A 17,897-nucleotide genomic window follows, 5' to 3' on the forward strand; every position below is an offset into this window, starting at 1 on the left:
AAAGTTTAAAAAGAGTTGATTCGTCCGGCTTATTTATGGTTTAATATTGTTAACTACTGTTATCTTCAATTTCCTTTTAAACGGTCTAAGTAAAAAAAGAAGCGATTCTTACCAGGGGGACGACGATCTTAATGATTCGAAGTATAATTCGATCTTTACACTTTACTCATTATCATAAATAAAATCTTGATATCATTTTTCTAACAATTCCAACACATAAAAAAAACTCAAATATCCAATGCTATTTTCGAAACCCATGAACAGATTCAGGGACAAATAAAAATAATACATGGAAAGGTATCGATTATTAAGGTAACTGTTGAACTACTGTAGGTTGTTCCCTGACAATTACCAAGAGCTTTGGGCAGAGCAGAATAGTTCAACAAAAATAAAATCAAAAGGACCCAAATGGTCCTCTTGATAATATAGTCGATAAAAAAGATTTACGGGGGGCTATGTTTGAACAATATTAGGGAAATTTTATAAGAAATAAAGAAAAAAATATGTGCTATTTTATTTTAAGTGGGGTGAGTTCATTTTAAATAATGGTTAGCGACTTTACAAAGGTTTTTTTTTACTTAGGAGGAATCTTTTATCAAAAAACTAGATTTGTTTTAATAGAACCTGTAAATAATATCAAAGAGTTAAAAATTTGATATTAAAGCCACGGTAATTCAATTTACCAAGAAGTTTAAAGAATAGCCCAATGAATTTTCGAATTTTGAACGGTAACGGATTATTTAACCTTTGGATGGGATTATATCCAAAATGTTTCCGTTAAACACACAAATTCCGGTAACCTTGATGAGAGTTATTGTAAAAGAAACAGAGTTTATCGTATGGAAATGGTATAAACAAAAAACCAATGAAAATTTGTTGTAGCCTCAAGTAAATATCGAATCTATGTTCGTCTTTGTTATTGGCTTATTAAAATATCCTTCAATTGCCACGTGGTCCATTGCCCTTTTTCTATCAAGGGAGTTGTTAAAAGCAGACAAAATGTAAATTCTTGTCTGTCCCATATTAGCAAACGTTTTTTGAGTAATATCTATAAACTCCCAGCCGCTCATCTTTGGCATGATTAGGTCGACAAAAATGATATCGGGGAAACCTTTTCCAGATGTTACCATATCGGACAGTAATGCCAGAGCTCCTATTGAATTATCGGAAACCATTATCTCTGTATTGGATATTGCCTGTTCAACCGCATACCTTGTAGCAAACTGCGAAACTAGATAATCATCTATAATCAAAATTTTAACTCTCAAACTATTTAGTTTTAAATTATATTTATAGTAAATTTATACCAGAGGATAACATATTAATGGTAAAGACTACCTAATTAAACTTCTGTGTTAATTTGGTGAAACGTGTCAATACTACGTTTTTCTTTGCCTAAATAAGATAAATTTTAATTTGTTATAAACGAAATCTCAAATAAGAATTTAACAGTATCAACAAACTCGGTCATATTCTCTACGTGTTTTATCGTAATCAGTGAATGCAATGTTTCTAACTTTTTATAAAAGATCAATATTTTGCAGTATCCCTTCAGTTTTTGATATTGGAACTTTGCTCATAGTCAATTTTAAACAGGTTATCGGAATTATTGAAGTATAGTAATTATAAATTTAAAAGTTTGTATAGTTCGAATTAGGAGTATGACTGGGCACCTTGTCGTAATTCGTAAGGTCAAATAAAGAATGAATTCTATCTTGGCCAAACATTTACCAGAGTGGTCCATGCTAAAAAACAGCCAAAAATGCAATCAGTTAATACAAAACCAAAAGATTGCATTTATCTTTAGATTATAAATCAGCCAATCACGTGCATCGATATGCCGCTTAAAACTTATTTTAACATTTAGCCGTATTTTAGGATGTGACAGCTCAAAAATGAAAAATTTCTCTGAAATATCTAAGTTTTTTAAATCTGAATATTCATTAGATCGAGATGGATTAGAGGAACTATTCTCATTATTTAGAGTTAGAAAGCACAAGAAAGGAAGTTTATTGATTGAGGCCCAAACTAAAGAAAAACAGCTTCGATTTTTAAATAAAGGTATAGTGAGAGAATACTATTCGAATCAAGAAAAAGAAATTAATATTAATTTTTACGTAAAACCACAGTTTATTTCTGATTTATTAACCTTTAGTCAAAACTCTAAAACTAATAAAAATCAAGAATGTCTTTCTTCAGTGGAAGTTTTGAGTATCGAAAGAAAACCTTTTTTTGATTTACTGGAAAAATATCAGTGCGGAAAATCTTTTGTAGAATTATCGTTTCAAAAATTATTGAAACAAAAAGAAATGCTGGAGTTTAATCGAATTACCAAAACTCCAGAGGAATTATATAACGAACTATTCATTTTTAAACTTGAATGGCTTCAGTCTATTCCACAATACCATATTGCTTCTTATTTAAATATAACTCCCGAAACATTAAGTCGTATTAGAAAACGTACTTCTTGATTTGAATCAATGAAAATGGTTAATCATAATTGGACTTTTGTATAAACATTAAAATCAAACAAAATGCTAAAGATTCATCATATAAGAAATGCAACTATGATTCTGGAAACAGAAAAAGATGTAATTTTAGTTGACCCAATGTTAGGAGATATAGGTGTTATGCCTTCTTTCACATTATTCAGACACAAAGCAAGAAAAAATCCAACAGTTCCCTTGCCTAAAAATGTAGAACTGATATTAGATAAAGTTACACATTGCCTAATTACACATCAACATCCGGACCATATTGATAGCACAGGAGTTCAATTTTTAATAAAAAATAAAATCCCTGTAACCTGTAGTTTTAAAGATGAAAAAAATTTCTCAAAAAGAGGTTTAAATGTTATTCAAACACTTAAATATTGGGAACAACAAGAATTTTTAGGAGGAACTATTGAAGGTATTCCAGCAAAACACGGTTATGGATTTGTGTCCAGACCAATGGGAAACGTAATTGGGTTTTATATAAAATTACCCGAACAAAAATCTATTTATCTTAGTTCTGATACTATTTACACAGATTCGGTCGATAGGGTTCTTAAGAGTTACAAACCTGATATCAGTGTTTTGGCTTGCGGAACTGCTCAATTCGATATATTTAAACAACTTATTATGAATATTGACGATATTCTAAAGTTTGTTAAAAACACACCAGGTAAAGTCATTGCTAATCATATGGAATCTATAAATCATTGTCCATTAACTCGAAAGGAATTAAAAAAGATATTGACAGATAAACAATTGATAAATAAAGTTTTAATTCCGGAAGATGGTGAAATAATGGAAATAGCCAGTAGGTAATAAAGAACTGAGGCATGAAAGTTCAAATAAAGGGTACTCTTTACAAATCGTACCTTCTGTAAAGAGTTTCTCAAATAACAATATGGATATATTACATATTCATGGATACGGTCATGATTTAGTACACCTTGTCGACAAGCTCATGATTATTTTGAAGTAACTATTATTTAGTTACAAAAAATTTGTATATTTGAATATGAGTAAAATCGAAAAATTGATTTTAAAGTTCAAGAGTGACCCAAAAGATTTGACTTGGGAAGAACTAATAAAGATCTTAGCGCATTTTGGTTTTACTGAAAACACCAAAAAAGGAAAAACCGGGGGTTCTCGTGTAAAGTTTATAAACGACAATAAGGACATCGTTAATCTGCATAGACCACACCCAGGGAATATTATTAAGCCTTATTTAATAAAGCAAATCATTAATAAATTAAAGTCATGGCAGATTATTTAAAACACAAAAATTATTTTGGTTCTGTTGAGTTTAGTGCTGAGGATGCAGTTTTACACGGCAAAATTATTGGAATTAATGACTTGGTAACTTTTGAGGCTAATTCAGTTGAAGAACTACAACAAGCCTTTATCGATTCTGTCGATGATTATTTAGAAACATGTATGGAGGTTGGAAAAGAACCGAACAAGTTTTTTAAAGGAGCATTTAATGTTCGAACCTCACGAAGCGTTCACAGGTATTTGGCAGTCATAGCGGAAAAGAAACAAATGAAGCTCAATGAAGTTGTTAATAAAGCTTTTGATTTTTTAATCAAAAATGAAGATGAAGTTCTCAACTAAACTTTAGATTCAAGATGTTTAAGGAAACCATGTCGTAATTCTTAAAATATAAATAAAGGATAAATGGCTTTTAAGAAAATTAATCCCAAATTACTATTTGATCAACCAAAAAATGACCCCAGGAATTATTGCCAAGAGGAACACCCTGTTAGCAGAATTGATGGCAAATTTAGATTGGGAGATGTATGCTCTTGTTGTAGTAAGTATATTTAATGTTCAAAAAAAGGATTGCCAAAAGGTGGTGTAATCCTGAAAACCAAACAACAAAAAAAAATTGACTTGAACGCTCTGCAGAAGTGTGACCCATTATTAAGGTTCTACAAAAAATTATGGAAGTTATTTCTAAAAATCAGATAAAGAAAGCTGGTAAAATTCTTGCAGACAAGGATGCCCACTCAAAAGAAGATATTCTTAATTCTGAATCAATTCTACAATACTGGAGAATTTTGCACGAGCAGATTATGACAGAATTTTATAGCATAGTTCTTAAAGAAGCAAAGTGCATTGATACTTTTGCCACCGTTGCCCAGCGAGTAAAAAGAAGTGAATCAATTATAGCAAAATTACGACGTCAACCAGTCAACCAACTAACCACCATGCAGGATATAGCAGGGATTCGAGCAATTATGCCTGATTTGAACACCGCTCAATCACTTAGAGAACGATTAAAGGGTATTGGAGAAGAACACAAGTTTAAGACCTACGATAATTACATTACTAACCCAAAAGAAAGTGGTTATAGAAGTATTCACCTAGTATATAAATACGTGTCACCTTTATCTGTTCCACTCAACGGTTTAATGATAGAGATTCAAATCCGAACTGAACTTCAGCATTCATGGGCAACTGCGGTAGAGACAATGAGTACGTTTTTAGGTACTCATTTGAAATTCGGGGAAGGACAACCGAAATGGCTGAAGTATTTTGCATTAACAAGCAGCTCTTTTTCTTATTTAGAGAACACCCCACAAGTGCCAGGATATGGGCATATGAGTGAAGAAGAAACTTATGAAATGGCTTTGTATGAGTTTAGATATAATGAAATTGAAGAGAAATTAAGTGCATTTACTACAGCGGCCAATCATATTACTAAACAAAAATATCCAAATAAATTTTACCATTTAATCACCTTAAACACTTCTATTCGAAGGGTTAATATTAAAAGCTTTCAGAAAAATGAATTTAAACTTGCAAACCAAAATTATACAGATTCTGAGCGAAAGTACAGAAATACACCAAGTGTACAGGTAGTTTTGGTTTCCACTGAATCAATTCAAGAACTACGTAAAGCATTTCCTAATTACTTTCTTGACGTAGCAGCATTCTTAGAAAATATGTCCAAAATAAGTATACGCCTTAATAAATTGAAAGACCGTCGGATATTTCGAGAAATGAACGAAAATAGCAAATTAGATAAAAGAACAAAGTTCAAATAAAGGATTAATTCCTTCGCGAATTGATAAAATAAAAAAGCCGATAACTTTTACCGGCTCAAACTAGCTAATTCAAACTTAAGAACGTATCCACGAATGGCACTGCGAAGTTATTTAGTTCAAATCGGATGGGATAGAAATTTAGTTATCGAAATTGTTACTAAATTGTATTGTGAAAGTTCAAATAAAAGATTGTCTTGTTTTAATTCCAATGATGATTTTGAGTTTAAAAAGCAAAACATCAAGTTAAATATTGACTGTTACATAATCATTTCAGGTCAACCCCTGCTTTTTTAAAAACTTCAAGTTTTTCGTTGGACGGTTCCAATTCAGTTATCATATTTGTAATATCGCTCATTTCACAGGTTTTGTAACGGTTCTTGGAGTTGAGTTTTTCCGAGATGGTAAGGAGTACCGTATTCTTTGATGCCTGCAAAACCGCATTTTTGACCTGAACGCTTTCCCAATCGAATTCCGTAAGGCCATAATCTGCATCCACGTAACCAGTTCCAATAAAACCGAAATCTGCACGTATCCTGGAAAGATTTAGTATTGCCTGACCTCCAGATGCAATCTGCGATTCCTTTGCCATCGTGCCCCCGAGAAAAATAACTTCTAACTTTGGCTTTTTGCAGAGTTCGATGGCAACGGGTAGGCTCAAGGTAAAACAGGTAAGGCTCATCTTTTCGGGAATATTCCGGGCGAACTCCAAACAGGTGGTACCACCGTGTATAATAATGATATTTCCGTTTCTTAACAATTGAACGGCTTTTTTGGCGATCACTCTTTTCTTATCAAGCGCGTATACTTTGGTCTGTTCACCAATATTGTTGGCATATCCCAACGATACGGCCCCGCCATGGACTTTTTTAAGTTTCTCTTCGGTATCCAGTTGAATTACGTCCCTTCTTACAGTATCCACGGAAACATTAAGAACGTCGGAGATATCGGTCAACAAGACCCTATTGTGCAAAGCAACTTCGTTCAATATCAGTTGGTGTCTTTCCTCCTTGAGCATAGTTTTAATTTGGTCGGTTTCTTACTATTCGCAGTAAATGTAGCATGATTTTGCAATATCTATCAAATTAAAATCAATATTTCGGTTTATTGCATAAAAAAACGGCAAAAACTTGCAGAATAAGAGATTTTGGTTAAATTTACATGGAACAAACATCTTTCAGAAAATGTTCGTCAATCAAAAAGTTAATTAACTAACTCAGAACCTTATGGAAAAAACAACTTTTAAGAACGGTAAGATTTTATCGCGACTGGCTATTTTTCTGATGTTGATCGCAAGTACTTTTGGCTTTGCACAAACATCGGATTATACCTTAAGCGGTACAGTTTCGGATAGCAACGATGGTGCTCCCATTCCTGGCGCGTCGGTTTTCATTAACAATACTACAATCGGAGGCGTGACCGATTTCGACGGAAACTACACGTTTACTGCAAAAATATCCAGTGGCGAATATCAATTAAAAGTCAGCTATTTAGGTTATTCTACCAAAACAGTTCCCATTACTTTGGGCTCATCATCGAATATAGTGACGGACGTCGTTCTTACAGAGGACCTGCTGAGCTTGGACGAAGTGGTAGTGACCGGTTCGACGGTCGGTGTAAACAAACGAACCTTAGGTAACTCCATTTCATCGGTCAAATCGGAGGATTTGGTAAATAATGGGGCAACGGCAGTTGATCAGGCCATATCAGGTAAGGTTACCGGGGCTTTGGTCCAACAGAATTCAGGTGACCCGGCAGGAGGGATAAGTATACGTTTAAGAGGTCCAAGTACTGTTTTGGGAAGTTCCGACCCGTTGTACATCGTTGACGGAATTATTATCAGCAATTCAAGTAACCAGTTGGTGGACCTTGGAGGGAACGCACAAAATAGATTGGCCGACTTGAACCCAAATGATATAGAGCGTATCGAGATAATCAAAGGTGCTGCCGCGGCAGCGGTCTATGGTTCAAGGGCAAGTAATGGTGTGGTCCAGATATTTACGAAAAAAGGAAAATCCGGGGAACCAAGGTTCAGTTTCTCCACTAACGTAAAAATTAATGAACTTCGTGATAAAATTGACTATAATACCGCACCGTTATCCTGGGTAGACCCGTTCGACAGAAATAATTTGGAGACCGTGCCAGCAACTAGGTTCGATTATCAGGACGAATTTTTTGGATCGGGATTTGGGGTCGAAAACTATCTTTCCATGAACGGTGGTACGGATAAGACTTCTTATTTTCTTTCGGCATCGCACCTTGATAATGAGGGTATAATAGAAAGTACCGATTTTCAGCGAATAGGGTTTAAGGCCAACCTGACACAAAAAGCGTTTGATTGGCTTACTGTAAATGCCGGCCTCAATTACGTGAGAAGTCAAAGTAGTGATATTCCCAACGGTGGAATTAACGCTGCCTACGGTGCAATTACAGGTTTCGTATTCAGTGATAATTCCATAAGTCCGTTTCCAAATGAATCCGGTGTTTATCCTGTAACTTCCAATCTCGTTCCGAGGACCAATCCTCTGGAGGCGGTCAACCGATTTGATTTTGGACAAAAAGTGAACCGTTTTATAACAAGCATCGGGTTGGATGCAAAAATAACCGAAAAGTTGTCCGCGAGCTACACCTTGGGGTTGGACTATTTTAATCAATCGGCCACTGCATTCATTCCTATTAACAATACATCACCAAATGGAAATGGATTCGCAAGAAGATCCGATATCAATAATTTTCAATATAATAGTGACCTGAACATTTCCTATAAAACAGATTTGACGGAAGCGATTTCGTCAACAACCACATTGGGCGGCTCGTGGCAATATGAGGAGTTCGATCGAATAGGCATCAGCGCCGACGGACTTCCGCCAATCGTTGAAACCGCTGAAAGCGGCAGCATATTGGCACAAGGGGAGAGTAGGTCACAGATTTCATATTGGGGCGCTTTTGTTCAACAATCCTTTGGATATAAGGACAAACTTTATGTCAATGCTGCCTTACGCCAAGATGGGGCTTCCACCTTTGGTGAGGACGAGCGCAACCAGCTCTATGCCAAGGCGAGTTTATCCTATATCATGTCCGAGGAGGATTTTTGGAGAGATACGTTCGGTGATACTTTTAGCACATTTAAATTAAGGGGGTCATGGGGCCAAGCAGGGAACTTGACCGCCCTTACCGCTTTTCAACGTTTTACTTTGTTGAATCCCGGCGCGATCAATGGTTCACCTAGTTTAGTGCCCAGTACCCAACAGGGGGATTTGAACATAGCCCCGGAACGACAAGAAGAAATCGAATTCGGATTCGATGCCGGATTTTTCAATAATAGGTTGGGGGTAGAGGCAACCTATTACAAGCAGGACGTAACCGATCTATTATTGCCCAGAGAACTGGCCTCTTCAACCGGTTTTGGTTCCCGAATAGAGAATGTAGGGAACTTGGAGAACAAGGGTCTGGAAATACTCTTAAAGGGTTCGCCCATAAAATCAGAAGACTTTTCTTGGGACATTACGGCAACCTACTCGAAAAATGAGAATACGGTTACCAGCGTTGCCGGGGGCGGTCAATTCGCACTTGCCGGTAGTTTTTCAACAAATTTTGTCATTGAAGGTGAACCACTCGGAGTTTTCTATCGACAATTTTATGCACGGGAGCCTGATGGAAGTATTTCCTTGGATGCCAATGGATATCCTTTTACAGGTGTAAACGAGGACGGGACGACCTCTAAGGTTATCGGTGACCCGAACCCTGAATGGTTCGGTTCCTTGATCAATGAATTTTCCTATAAGGACTTTTCATTCAGGATTCAGCTAGATGCGGTTCAAGGTTTCGATGTATTTAATTGGAATCGTAGACTTCTAGATAACGTAATATTTGGAGGAGGGTCTAATGTAGGACAGGAATTATTGGGTAACCGGCCTAAAGGTTTCGGAGGTGCACAGGCAGGTATTTTTGAAGAATTTGTGGAGGATGGATCTTTTGTGAAATTGAGGGAATTGGCCCTGAGTTACAATTTCAGGGAACCTTTTAAAGGGGTCGATAACTTGAAGTTCAGTTTAGTTGGCAGAAACTTGATTTCTTGGGACGATTATAGTGGATGGGATCCAGAAATCAATTCTGCAGGGCAGAGCAATGGCGTTAGAGGATTCGATTTTGCCGGTGTACCGATTCCCCGCACATATCAAATAGGTGTAAATGTCAACTTCTAAAAAAGTAAAAAAGATGAAAAATAGCAACTTAAATATATTAGTATTCACAATAATGTCAATGTTAATTTTGGCATCGTGTGAGACCGATTTTGATAATCCGAATGCCGCCACTGTTGAGGAGACCTTTTCCTCGCGAGAAGGTATTTTGGCCGCATCCGTTGGCCTGCAACAACTGTATTCGACCACCGGCGTACGTTGGGTGGTAGAGACCCCGGCGATAACTACTAGGGAAGGTGGTATCACCACAACGTTCCAGAACATGATCGAGCTGGAGGATGGTGGGGCGAACCTGCCAAATTTTAACTCCAATGTTCAGGGGTTATGGTCCACAATGCTTCGTATTATCAAGATAGCGGAAGATATAGAGGCAAACGCCACTAACATTGACCTGGAGGTAGGTACGCAAAGCGGATTGATCGCACATGCCAAACTTTTTAAGGCCTTGGCCATCGGTAACCTGGCCCAGAATTACGAGCAGGTGATTATCGTATCCAACAACGAAAATGAAGCGGAATTCGTTCCTAGGGCAACCGGTTACGAAAACGCCATCACGCTTTTGAACGAGGCAAAGAACGCCATTGAAGCGAATCCTATTTCGGATGAATTTACGGCGGCAGTAACGCTAGGAAATATCGATGTTCCAAATTCCATAGATGCGCTTCTTGCCCGGTATAACCTTTTCGTGGGAAACTATGACGCGGCAATCTCCGCTGCCAATAACGTAGATTTGACAAGTACCTCCACATTTGTATATGACTCCCAAAATCTTAACCCGATATGGAGCAGGGTCTTTTTGAACGATGCCCCTAATTTTAAGCCGAGGGATAATTTTGGTCTACCCTCGGAATTCGTATTCGATCCGGCCGATGGACGCATTTCCTTTTATTTGGTGCCTTTGGACGAAACCAACCAAAATGGACTACCGATCGAAGATCTCGCAGGGTTTTTTGATGTTAATACCGGCTTCATTCCATTGTATATTCCCGATGAGATGAATCTGATTTTGGCCGAAGCAAATCTAAGGAAAGCGAGTCCGGACCTTGGTGCCGCTACGGCCGCCTTGAACGAAGTGCTCACGGATACGAACGATCCCTTCGATATCAATGCCGATGTTGACCCCTATAGTGGGGCGTTGACTTCCGAAGCACTTTTATCCCAAGTCTATAAGAACCGTAGGGCGGAGCTGTTTTTGACAGGAACAAGTCTGGAGGATAGTAGAAGGTTCGGTAGACCTGAGCCAAGTGGTGCCCCTATGATCTATACGGAGGAAAGAAACCGCAATTTCTACCCTTATCCCGACCTTGAAAGGAACAGTAACCCGAATACCCCGGAAGATCCGAACATTTAAATGTCTTAGTAGTTGTTTGAGTTAGTTTTAGTTTTATGGACCTACAACTTTAAAGCTGTTGTAGGTCCTTTTTATTCATATCAGTGCAAGGTGTATATTTTATTATTCAATTAAATAGGTAGGATGGATCAAAAAATTATAGAATCTTGGAATAAAAATTCCGCGGAATGGGTAAGGGTCGTCGATAATGATCAAATCGAATCGAGGAGGTTTACGAACACGGCGATCGAGAATGAAGTAAAGAAGTTATCCGGTGGCAAAATAATCGATATCGGTTGTGGTGAAGGTTGGCTGACACGGTCGATGACCGCAATAGGTAAAAATGCGACCGGGATAGATGCTATAGAGCAACTATTGCTGTCTGCCAGGACAAAAGGCCCGGAAACCTACCATCAGATGCGCTATGAGGATTTAATCCAAGGAAAGCCGATTCCCGGAGGCCCATACGATGCAGCGGTCTTTAATTTTTGCCTCTATCAAAAAGATGGACTGGACAGACTTTTGATGGCCACAAAAAATCAATTGAGCAGCGAGGGTGAGATCTTAATCCAGACCCTGCATCCGTTCTTTCTGTTCGACAACGGTTTAGCGTATAAAAGCCAAACGATTTCAAATTCATGGAAGGGTCTCCCCGGAAACTTTATAGACGGTCACGAGTGGTACGCCCGAACTTTTGAGGATTGGGTTGATACAATCACGGAATCGGGCCTAAAGATCAGCGGCTGCAGGGAAATCGTTAATTCTGAAAAAAGACCCGTATCACTGATACTAAAGATAAACTAATATGAAAATTTACAAGGTCATTGGTTTAATGTCGGGAACATCCCTTGATGGCCTGGACATTGCCTATTGTCATATTTGGAAAGCAGGGAACAAGTGGGAATTCGAGATAAAGAAAACCAAGAGTATAGCGTATTCACTTGAATTAAAGGATAAACTCAAATCGTCCATTGAATTATCCGCGCAAGACTTATTGGCCTTCGATGTGCAATACGGTATATGGCTGGGCGAAAGGGTAAAGGATTTTATTCAGAGTACGAATATCGAGGTAGATTTTATCGCAAGCCACGGACATACTACCCATCACAGACCCGAACTTGGCTTTACCTACCAGATAGGCTCAGGGCAATACGTGGCCAATACGGCCGGACATCGGGTAATTTGTGACTTTCGAAACAAGGATATATCCTTGGGTGGGCAGGGAGCCCCACTCGTTCCCATTGGCGATAGATATTTCTTCGGTGAATTCGATTTTTGTCTAAACTTGGGAGGCATCAGTAATATATCCTTTGAACATAAGGGCCGTCGAATCGCTTATGATATCGGATTGGCGAATATGGTGCTAAACCATATTACTGCAAAGATCGGTTTACCTTACGACAGTGGAGGGCGGCTTGCAAGCAAGGGGAATATCAATGTAAAGCTGTTGAGGCAACTGAACCAGCTCGCATATTATAAACTACCCTTTCCAAAATCGACCGGCTATGAATGGTTTGTCGAACAAGTGGTCCCTATTATAGACCGATACAGGGATGACACTTCAGATATGTTGAAAACCAGTATATACCATATATGCGAGCAAATAGTTGAACAAGTCAAATCTTTTGAAATCGGTAAAGAACAAAACATGTTGGTAACGGGGGGAGGTGCCCTAAATAATTACTTGATGCATGTTTTAGAAGAACTTTTGGGCCCTAATGTAAAATTGATTACTCCGTCCAGGGAAATCATAGAGTTCAAGGAGGCATTGGTATTTGCACTGATGGGTGTATTAAAGGATGTTAACGAGCCCAATGTTTTGGGATCCGTAACGGGGGCAAAAAACGATTCCATAAGCGGAACACTTTATGATCCCAGGTAGCATATTCTTTTCTAATTAAAGTTCACAAACATTGGATACCACACAGATTTTCTTTGTCATTCTATCTTACTTTCTGGTGCTTATGGCCATTTCTTACTTTACCTCCAGGGTAAGCGACGAAGAAACTTTCTTTACGGGAAACCGTCGGTCACCTTGGGTCTTGGTGGCTTTTGGAATGGTCGGTGCCGGACTTTCGGGCGTGACATTCGTTTCATTGCCCGGAATGGTGGGGAACAATAATTTCCACTTTTTTCAATTCATCCTTGGAAACGTGGTAGGATATCTGTTCATAACCTTTGTACTTGTTCCGTTATACTATCGGTTAAAGCTGGTATCCATCTATTCCTATCTCTTCAATCGATTTGGAAATAACACCTATAAGACCGGGTCTTTGTTTTTTTTGATTTCGCAGTCTTTTGGTGCCGCATTGCGTTTATTGTTGGCTGCCAAGATTCTGCAATTTGTGTTCTTCGAAAAGATTGGAAGCCCATTTCCGGTATCGGTAATGATCATTTTGTTAATGGTCTGGCTTTATTCATACAAATCAGGAATAAAGACGATTGTTTGGACAGATACGCTCCAAACTACGTTTTTAATTTTAGGTGCGTTGATTACATTTTACTATGTTTTGACCAGTTTGGATTTAACGTTTATGGAATCAATCCATAAAATCTCCCGGCATCGTTACTTTGAAATTTTTAACTGGGAAGGTAGATCCGATAATAATTTTTTCAAACAGTTTATTGCCGGTATCCTTGTTGCTATCGCGATGATAGGATTAGATCAAAATATGATGCAAAAGACGCTGACCTGTAAAAATGTTTGGGATGCCCAAAAGAATACCTTAAGCTACAGTCTGATTCTAGCGGGTACCCAATTCCTTTTTATGGGCTTGGGAATCCTGTTATATATCTATGCTGAAAATATCGGGATAGTACTGCCTTTGGGCCAGGATGGTGCTTTGTTGGATACGGATACCTTGTTTCCCGAAATAGCTTTGAACCAACTGAGTCCAATTACGGGGATCTTTTTTTTACTGGGTATTATTGCGGCCTCATTTTCCAGTGTCGACTCAGCGTTGACAGCGCTGACCACCTCCTTCACCTACGACTTCTTGGATATTTCGAAGAAACCCGCCAGGCAACGAAAAAAAACAAAGAATTTGGTCCTATTCGGTTTTTCAATAATCATTTTTATGATAATAATGCTGTTCTCCAAGAGTAGGGGTGACGTAATATCGCTGATATTTAACGTTGCCGGTTACACTTACGGTCCATTGTTGGGACTATATTTAGTAGGTATGTTTACCAGGGTCAAGGTCAATGATCGTGTGGTTCCCGCCATATGTCTTTCGGCACCCGTGGCAACATATCTTTTTAGTTCCTACCTTGAGAGTCATTACAATTTTGACATGGGATTTATCACAATCGCAGTGAACGGATTTTTAACGATATTGGGTTTATTGCTCATTAAAATAAAAAAGTGAATATGCATAAATTTTCGACAGAACAGCCATCAAATTATGATAATCTGGAACAAATGGACACCTTGGAGCTGTTGACTAATATAAACAGGGAAGATCAGTCCGTTCCATTGATCGTTAAAAATGCAATATCTCAAATAGAGAAATTTGTGGACCAAACGGTTACAAGAATGGAAAACGGGGGTAGGCTATTCTATATTGGTGCGGGAACCAGCGGTAGGTTAGGTGTTTTGGATGCATCGGAATGCCCTCCCACTTTTGGGGTGCCTGATACGTGGATTATAGGACTCATCGCAGGTGGGGATAAGGCCTTACGAAAAGCTGTTGAGAATGCGGAGGACGATACGGATAAAGCATGGCAAGATCTAAGAAAGTTCAATATAAATGATAAGGATGTATTAATGGGGATTGCTGCCTCTGGAACCACACCCTATGTTTTAGGGGGAATACGGAAAGCCAAGGAAAACAGGGTTCTTACAGGAGGTATATCCTGTAATATGAACGCACCCCTTTCTAGGGAGGCGGACTATCCTATCGAACTTGTGGTCGGGCCTGAATTCGTTACCGGTAGTACAAGAATGAAAGCCGGTACGGCTCAAAAACTGGTATTAAACATGATATCCACTTCAATTATGATAAAACTAGGAAGGATTCGAGGAAACAAGATGATCGACATGCAGCTTTCCAACAAAAAATTGGTAGACCGTGGTAAGCGAATGCTAATGGAGGAACTGGACATTGATGAACAATTAGCAGACAAGTTATTGGAAAAGCATAAGAATATTAGAAAGATTATCGAGATGTTTGATTCCCAAGCTAAGGATTGATTGGCACATAATTCTTGCAAACCAATATTTTATGTTTTAGGGTTAAATTATTCTTTTTGGTATTAAAGTAAATTCAATTAACACTATTGGGCTAATAATTACTATGGTCAAAATTGGAACGATTAAAATAAAAAGGTTCTAAAAGAATAATGGTATTATTTTGAAAGTACAAATAAACGATTTGTTATATAAACTATTAAAAACATTTTTAATGAAAATTAAAATAGGCTTATTCCTGGTTATTTTCACCAGCATGCTTAATGCCCAAATCCCAAATCAAATTTCAGTAGAAGATAAAATTTTCGGCCTTTCAAAATTTTGGCAAGAGGTCAATTATAACTTTGTTTATCTAGACAAAGTAAATAAGGATGAATGGGACAACTTGTATAAAAGCCTCATTACGGAAGTACAAAACACACCGAATGATTATGAATACTATAAGGTCTTACAAAAATTCTGTGCGCACCTAAAGGACGGACATACCAACGTATTTTTCCCTAGTATTATCCAAGATAGCATCCTCAATACCAATTTTGGAACGTATAGACTTTTTCTCAGCAATATCGATGACAAAGCGATTATAACAAAGGTCAATGCAAGTAAGAAAGAAGAGTTGCCAATCGGAACGGAAATAGTTAAGGTAAATGGGATTCCCACTAGCGAACATATTGAAGAGAACGTATTTCCTTATATATCGTCTTCAACAGAACACATTTTGCAAGATTTGTCTGTGAGCAAAATGCTTGAGGATTGGGTTGGCACATCATACGAGTTGGAGTTAAAACTGCCAAATGGAAAGATTAAATCACTAAACCTTACGCATGGCACTACTAAAGAAAAAGAATTATATCCACCTTCTGAAACGCGGTTGTTAGAATTTAAATGGGTCAAGAAAGATATAGCCTATATCGGTATGAATTCTTTTTCAGATTGGGAAATCATGGATTTATTCATGGAAAAATTACCTGAAATCCTTAAAGCAAAAAAATTGATAATCGATTTAAGAAATAATGGAGGGGGTAACACAAATATAGGGAGGGAGATCATCAAATATCTTACGAACGATACTATTTTGTACGGCTCAAAATCACAAAGCAGACTACATATTCCAACATATAAAGCTTGGGGTAAATGGATCCAAGAAAAAGACACAGTCAATAATTATTGGTCTAAACAGGGATACTTGTCTTATCGTGACCGATTCTATCATGATTTTCCTTATGATCCATACCCTACAATGAATTTGGATATTTCAAGAATCGAGGTCCCCACGGCAATTTTGATTGGGCACAATACAGCTTCTGCCGCTGAGGATTTCTTAATCTTTGCAGATAACCAAGAGCATATGGTGAAAATTGGGGAACCAACATTTGGAAGTACTGGACAACCCATGCTATTTACTATGCCAAACGGCGGATCTGCGAGAGTATGTACCAAAAAAGATACATATCCGGACGGCAGGGAATTTGTAGGATTCGGGATTCAGCCGGATATTGAGGTCAAAAAGACTATTTTAAACTTTTTAAACAACGAAGACCCAGTTCTAACTAGAGCAATTGAATTTTTGCAAAAAGATAATTAGTATTTTAACTAACAATGAACCAAAGTTCAAATAAAGGATTATTTTATGTCCTTGTTATATACTTTTCTATTAATTATTAACTTGAACTTTATAAAAAATATATATAACATATGTTATATATATCTCGTATTGGAAGGATATATAACATATGTTATATATTTAATTGTTACCAACTATTTTGAAAAACATTAATAACCAATGAAAAAATTATTCTCAATATTGATTATTTCTGCCCTTTATTCGTGCGGTGGGGCGAAATACAATTACTTTTTCGATGCTGGAAAACAATTGGACTTTAGTGATGGAAAATGGATTTTAAATAGTACCAAATCGAATTCAAGAATATTTGATACCGAGCTTTATGACAATTCACTAAAAGAGTTCAAAAAAATTCTAGGAGATTCTTTAATAGAAATGAACAACTTAAGAAGTACAAAATTGGTGGCACCAAAAATTAAATTTGACTTAACCGATTCAGATTTAAAAGAATTAAAAAGAGATACCGACTGTGATTACCTAATAAATATAGGCGGAAACGTTATTAGTGATGGCGCAGGAACATTGTCTTTTCCCAATCAAAACGATAATTCAAGTAATAGGGCATCTGTTTCAATATCAATATACGACCTAAATACAGAAACTCTTATCTCATCTTCTCAAGTCTATGGAAAAACAGAAAATCAAGAGTCAATTTTCCCTGATGATAATCAAATACCGACAATTAATCCTAGTTCCCATATGATTATGCTAAAAGGGGCTGAAAAACTTATCCGAAAATACAAGAAGAACCAGTTGAAATATTGAAAATCGCACAATGGACTTTTTACTCAGGCGCAACTGCTGAGTAGTTGGACTTCTTTCAGGGGCGTAGTTGAAAAACTATACGGAGAAGGCTAACTCGGACGAACAAAAACAGTTGGTAACAAAAGTAACCGTTGCACAAGTCGTTGATCAGAAACAAATACAAACGATATAAGCCTCTTTAAGGGGCTTTTTTTATGCTAAGCTAGAAGTTGAACGTGAATTTTCCGTGCGCCGGAGAAAGGCTTTTCACG

The 17,897-nt window shown here is 37.5% G+C and carries 15 protein-coding genes; 13 read left to right on the forward strand and 2 right to left on the reverse strand.

All coding sequences use genetic code 11. The features are described 5' to 3' along the window. Positions 1-884 precede the first annotated feature (884 nt). Positions 885-1,268, reverse strand: a complete 384-nt coding sequence (locus DCS95_RS18430) for a response regulator (RefSeq protein WP_164674240.1) — start codon at positions 1,266-1,268, stop codon at positions 885-887. A gap of 627 nt (positions 1,269-1,895) precedes the next feature. On the opposite strand from DCS95_RS18430, the gene DCS95_RS18435 reads away from it, so the two are divergent. From DCS95_RS18435 to DCS95_RS18455, 5 genes are all read left to right on the forward strand, one after another. After that, positions 1,896-2,471, forward strand: a complete 576-nt coding sequence (locus DCS95_RS18435) for a Crp/Fnr family transcriptional regulator (RefSeq protein ID WP_116772267.1) — start codon at positions 1,896-1,898, stop codon at positions 2,469-2,471. A gap of 63 nt (positions 2,472-2,534) precedes the next feature. Further along, positions 2,535-3,311: an MBL fold metallo-hydrolase gene (locus DCS95_RS18440; RefSeq protein WP_116772268.1), complete on the forward strand. Its 777-nt coding sequence runs from the start codon at positions 2,535-2,537 to the stop codon at positions 3,309-3,311. Between the two features lie 196 nt (positions 3,312-3,507). Then, positions 3,508-3,765: a type II toxin-antitoxin system HicA family toxin gene (locus DCS95_RS18445; protein ID WP_116772269.1), complete on the forward strand. Its 258-nt coding sequence runs from the start codon at positions 3,508-3,510 to the stop codon at positions 3,763-3,765. After that, a complete protein-coding gene (locus DCS95_RS18450) occupies positions 3,750-4,103 on the forward strand; it encodes a type II toxin-antitoxin system HicB family antitoxin (RefSeq protein WP_116772270.1) in 354 nt (117 codons plus the stop codon). Before DCS95_RS18445 ends, DCS95_RS18450 begins: the two co-directional genes overlap by 16 nt. A gap of 329 nt (positions 4,104-4,432) precedes the next feature. Further along, on the forward strand, positions 4,433-5,539 hold the full coding sequence (locus DCS95_RS18455; RefSeq protein WP_116772271.1) for a RelA/SpoT domain-containing protein: 1,107 nt from the start codon (positions 4,433-4,435) through the stop codon (positions 5,537-5,539). Between the two features lie 265 nt (positions 5,540-5,804). On the opposite strand, the gene DCS95_RS18460 is transcribed toward DCS95_RS18455, so the two are convergent. Further along, positions 5,805-6,554 (reverse strand): DeoR/GlpR family DNA-binding transcription regulator, encoded by a 750-nt coding sequence (locus tag DCS95_RS18460; protein WP_116772272.1) that lies wholly within the window; start codon positions 6,552-6,554, stop codon positions 5,805-5,807. 208 nt (positions 6,555-6,762) lie between these two features. Between DCS95_RS18460 and DCS95_RS18465 the strand changes: the two genes are divergently transcribed. The 8 genes from DCS95_RS18465 to DCS95_RS18500 all read left to right on the forward strand — a co-directional run bounded on the left by DCS95_RS18465 (position 6,763) and on the right by DCS95_RS18500 (position 17,646). After that, on the forward strand, positions 6,763-9,741 hold the full coding sequence (locus DCS95_RS18465; protein WP_116772273.1) for a SusC/RagA family TonB-linked outer membrane protein: 2,979 nt from the start codon (positions 6,763-6,765) through the stop codon (positions 9,739-9,741). Then, positions 9,728-11,089 (forward strand): RagB/SusD family nutrient uptake outer membrane protein, encoded by a 1,362-nt coding sequence (locus DCS95_RS18470; protein WP_116772274.1) that lies wholly within the window; start codon positions 9,728-9,730, stop codon positions 11,087-11,089. The genes DCS95_RS18465 and DCS95_RS18470 overlap by 14 nt, the downstream gene beginning before the upstream one ends. 123 nt (positions 11,090-11,212) lie before the next feature. Continuing rightward, positions 11,213-11,872, forward strand: coding sequence for a class I SAM-dependent methyltransferase (locus DCS95_RS18475; RefSeq protein WP_116772275.1), 660 nt, complete (start codon positions 11,213-11,215; stop codon positions 11,870-11,872). A 1-nt stretch (position 11,873) separates the two neighbouring features. Beyond that, the gene (locus DCS95_RS18480) at positions 11,874-12,950 is read left to right on the forward strand and encodes an anhydro-N-acetylmuramic acid kinase (RefSeq protein WP_116772276.1); all 1,077 of its coding nucleotides are present in this window, start codon (positions 11,874-11,876) and stop codon (positions 12,948-12,950) included. Between the two features lie 31 nt (positions 12,951-12,981). Then, positions 12,982-14,436, forward strand: a complete 1,455-nt coding sequence (locus DCS95_RS18485) for a sodium:solute symporter (protein WP_244178493.1) — start codon at positions 12,982-12,984, stop codon at positions 14,434-14,436. Positions 14,437-14,438: 2 nt separating this feature from the next. After that, complete coding sequence (gene murQ / locus DCS95_RS18490) at positions 14,439-15,260, forward strand: N-acetylmuramic acid 6-phosphate etherase (RefSeq protein WP_116772278.1); 822 nt, start codon at positions 14,439-14,441, stop codon at positions 15,258-15,260. Between the two features lie 211 nt (positions 15,261-15,471). Beyond that, a complete protein-coding gene (locus DCS95_RS18495) occupies positions 15,472-16,842 on the forward strand; it encodes a S41 family peptidase (RefSeq protein WP_116772279.1) in 1,371 nt (456 codons plus the stop codon). 198 nt (positions 16,843-17,040) lie between these two features. Continuing rightward, on the forward strand, positions 17,041-17,646 hold the full coding sequence (locus DCS95_RS18500) for a hypothetical protein (RefSeq protein ID WP_116772280.1): 606 nt from the start codon (positions 17,041-17,043) through the stop codon (positions 17,644-17,646). The last annotated feature ends 251 nt before the right edge of the window (positions 17,647-17,897 follow it).

Origin of the sequence: Maribacter litoralis (assembly GCF_003075045.1) — a bacterium.
Lineage (GTDB): Bacteria > Bacteroidota > Bacteroidia > Flavobacteriales > Flavobacteriaceae > Maribacter > Maribacter litoralis.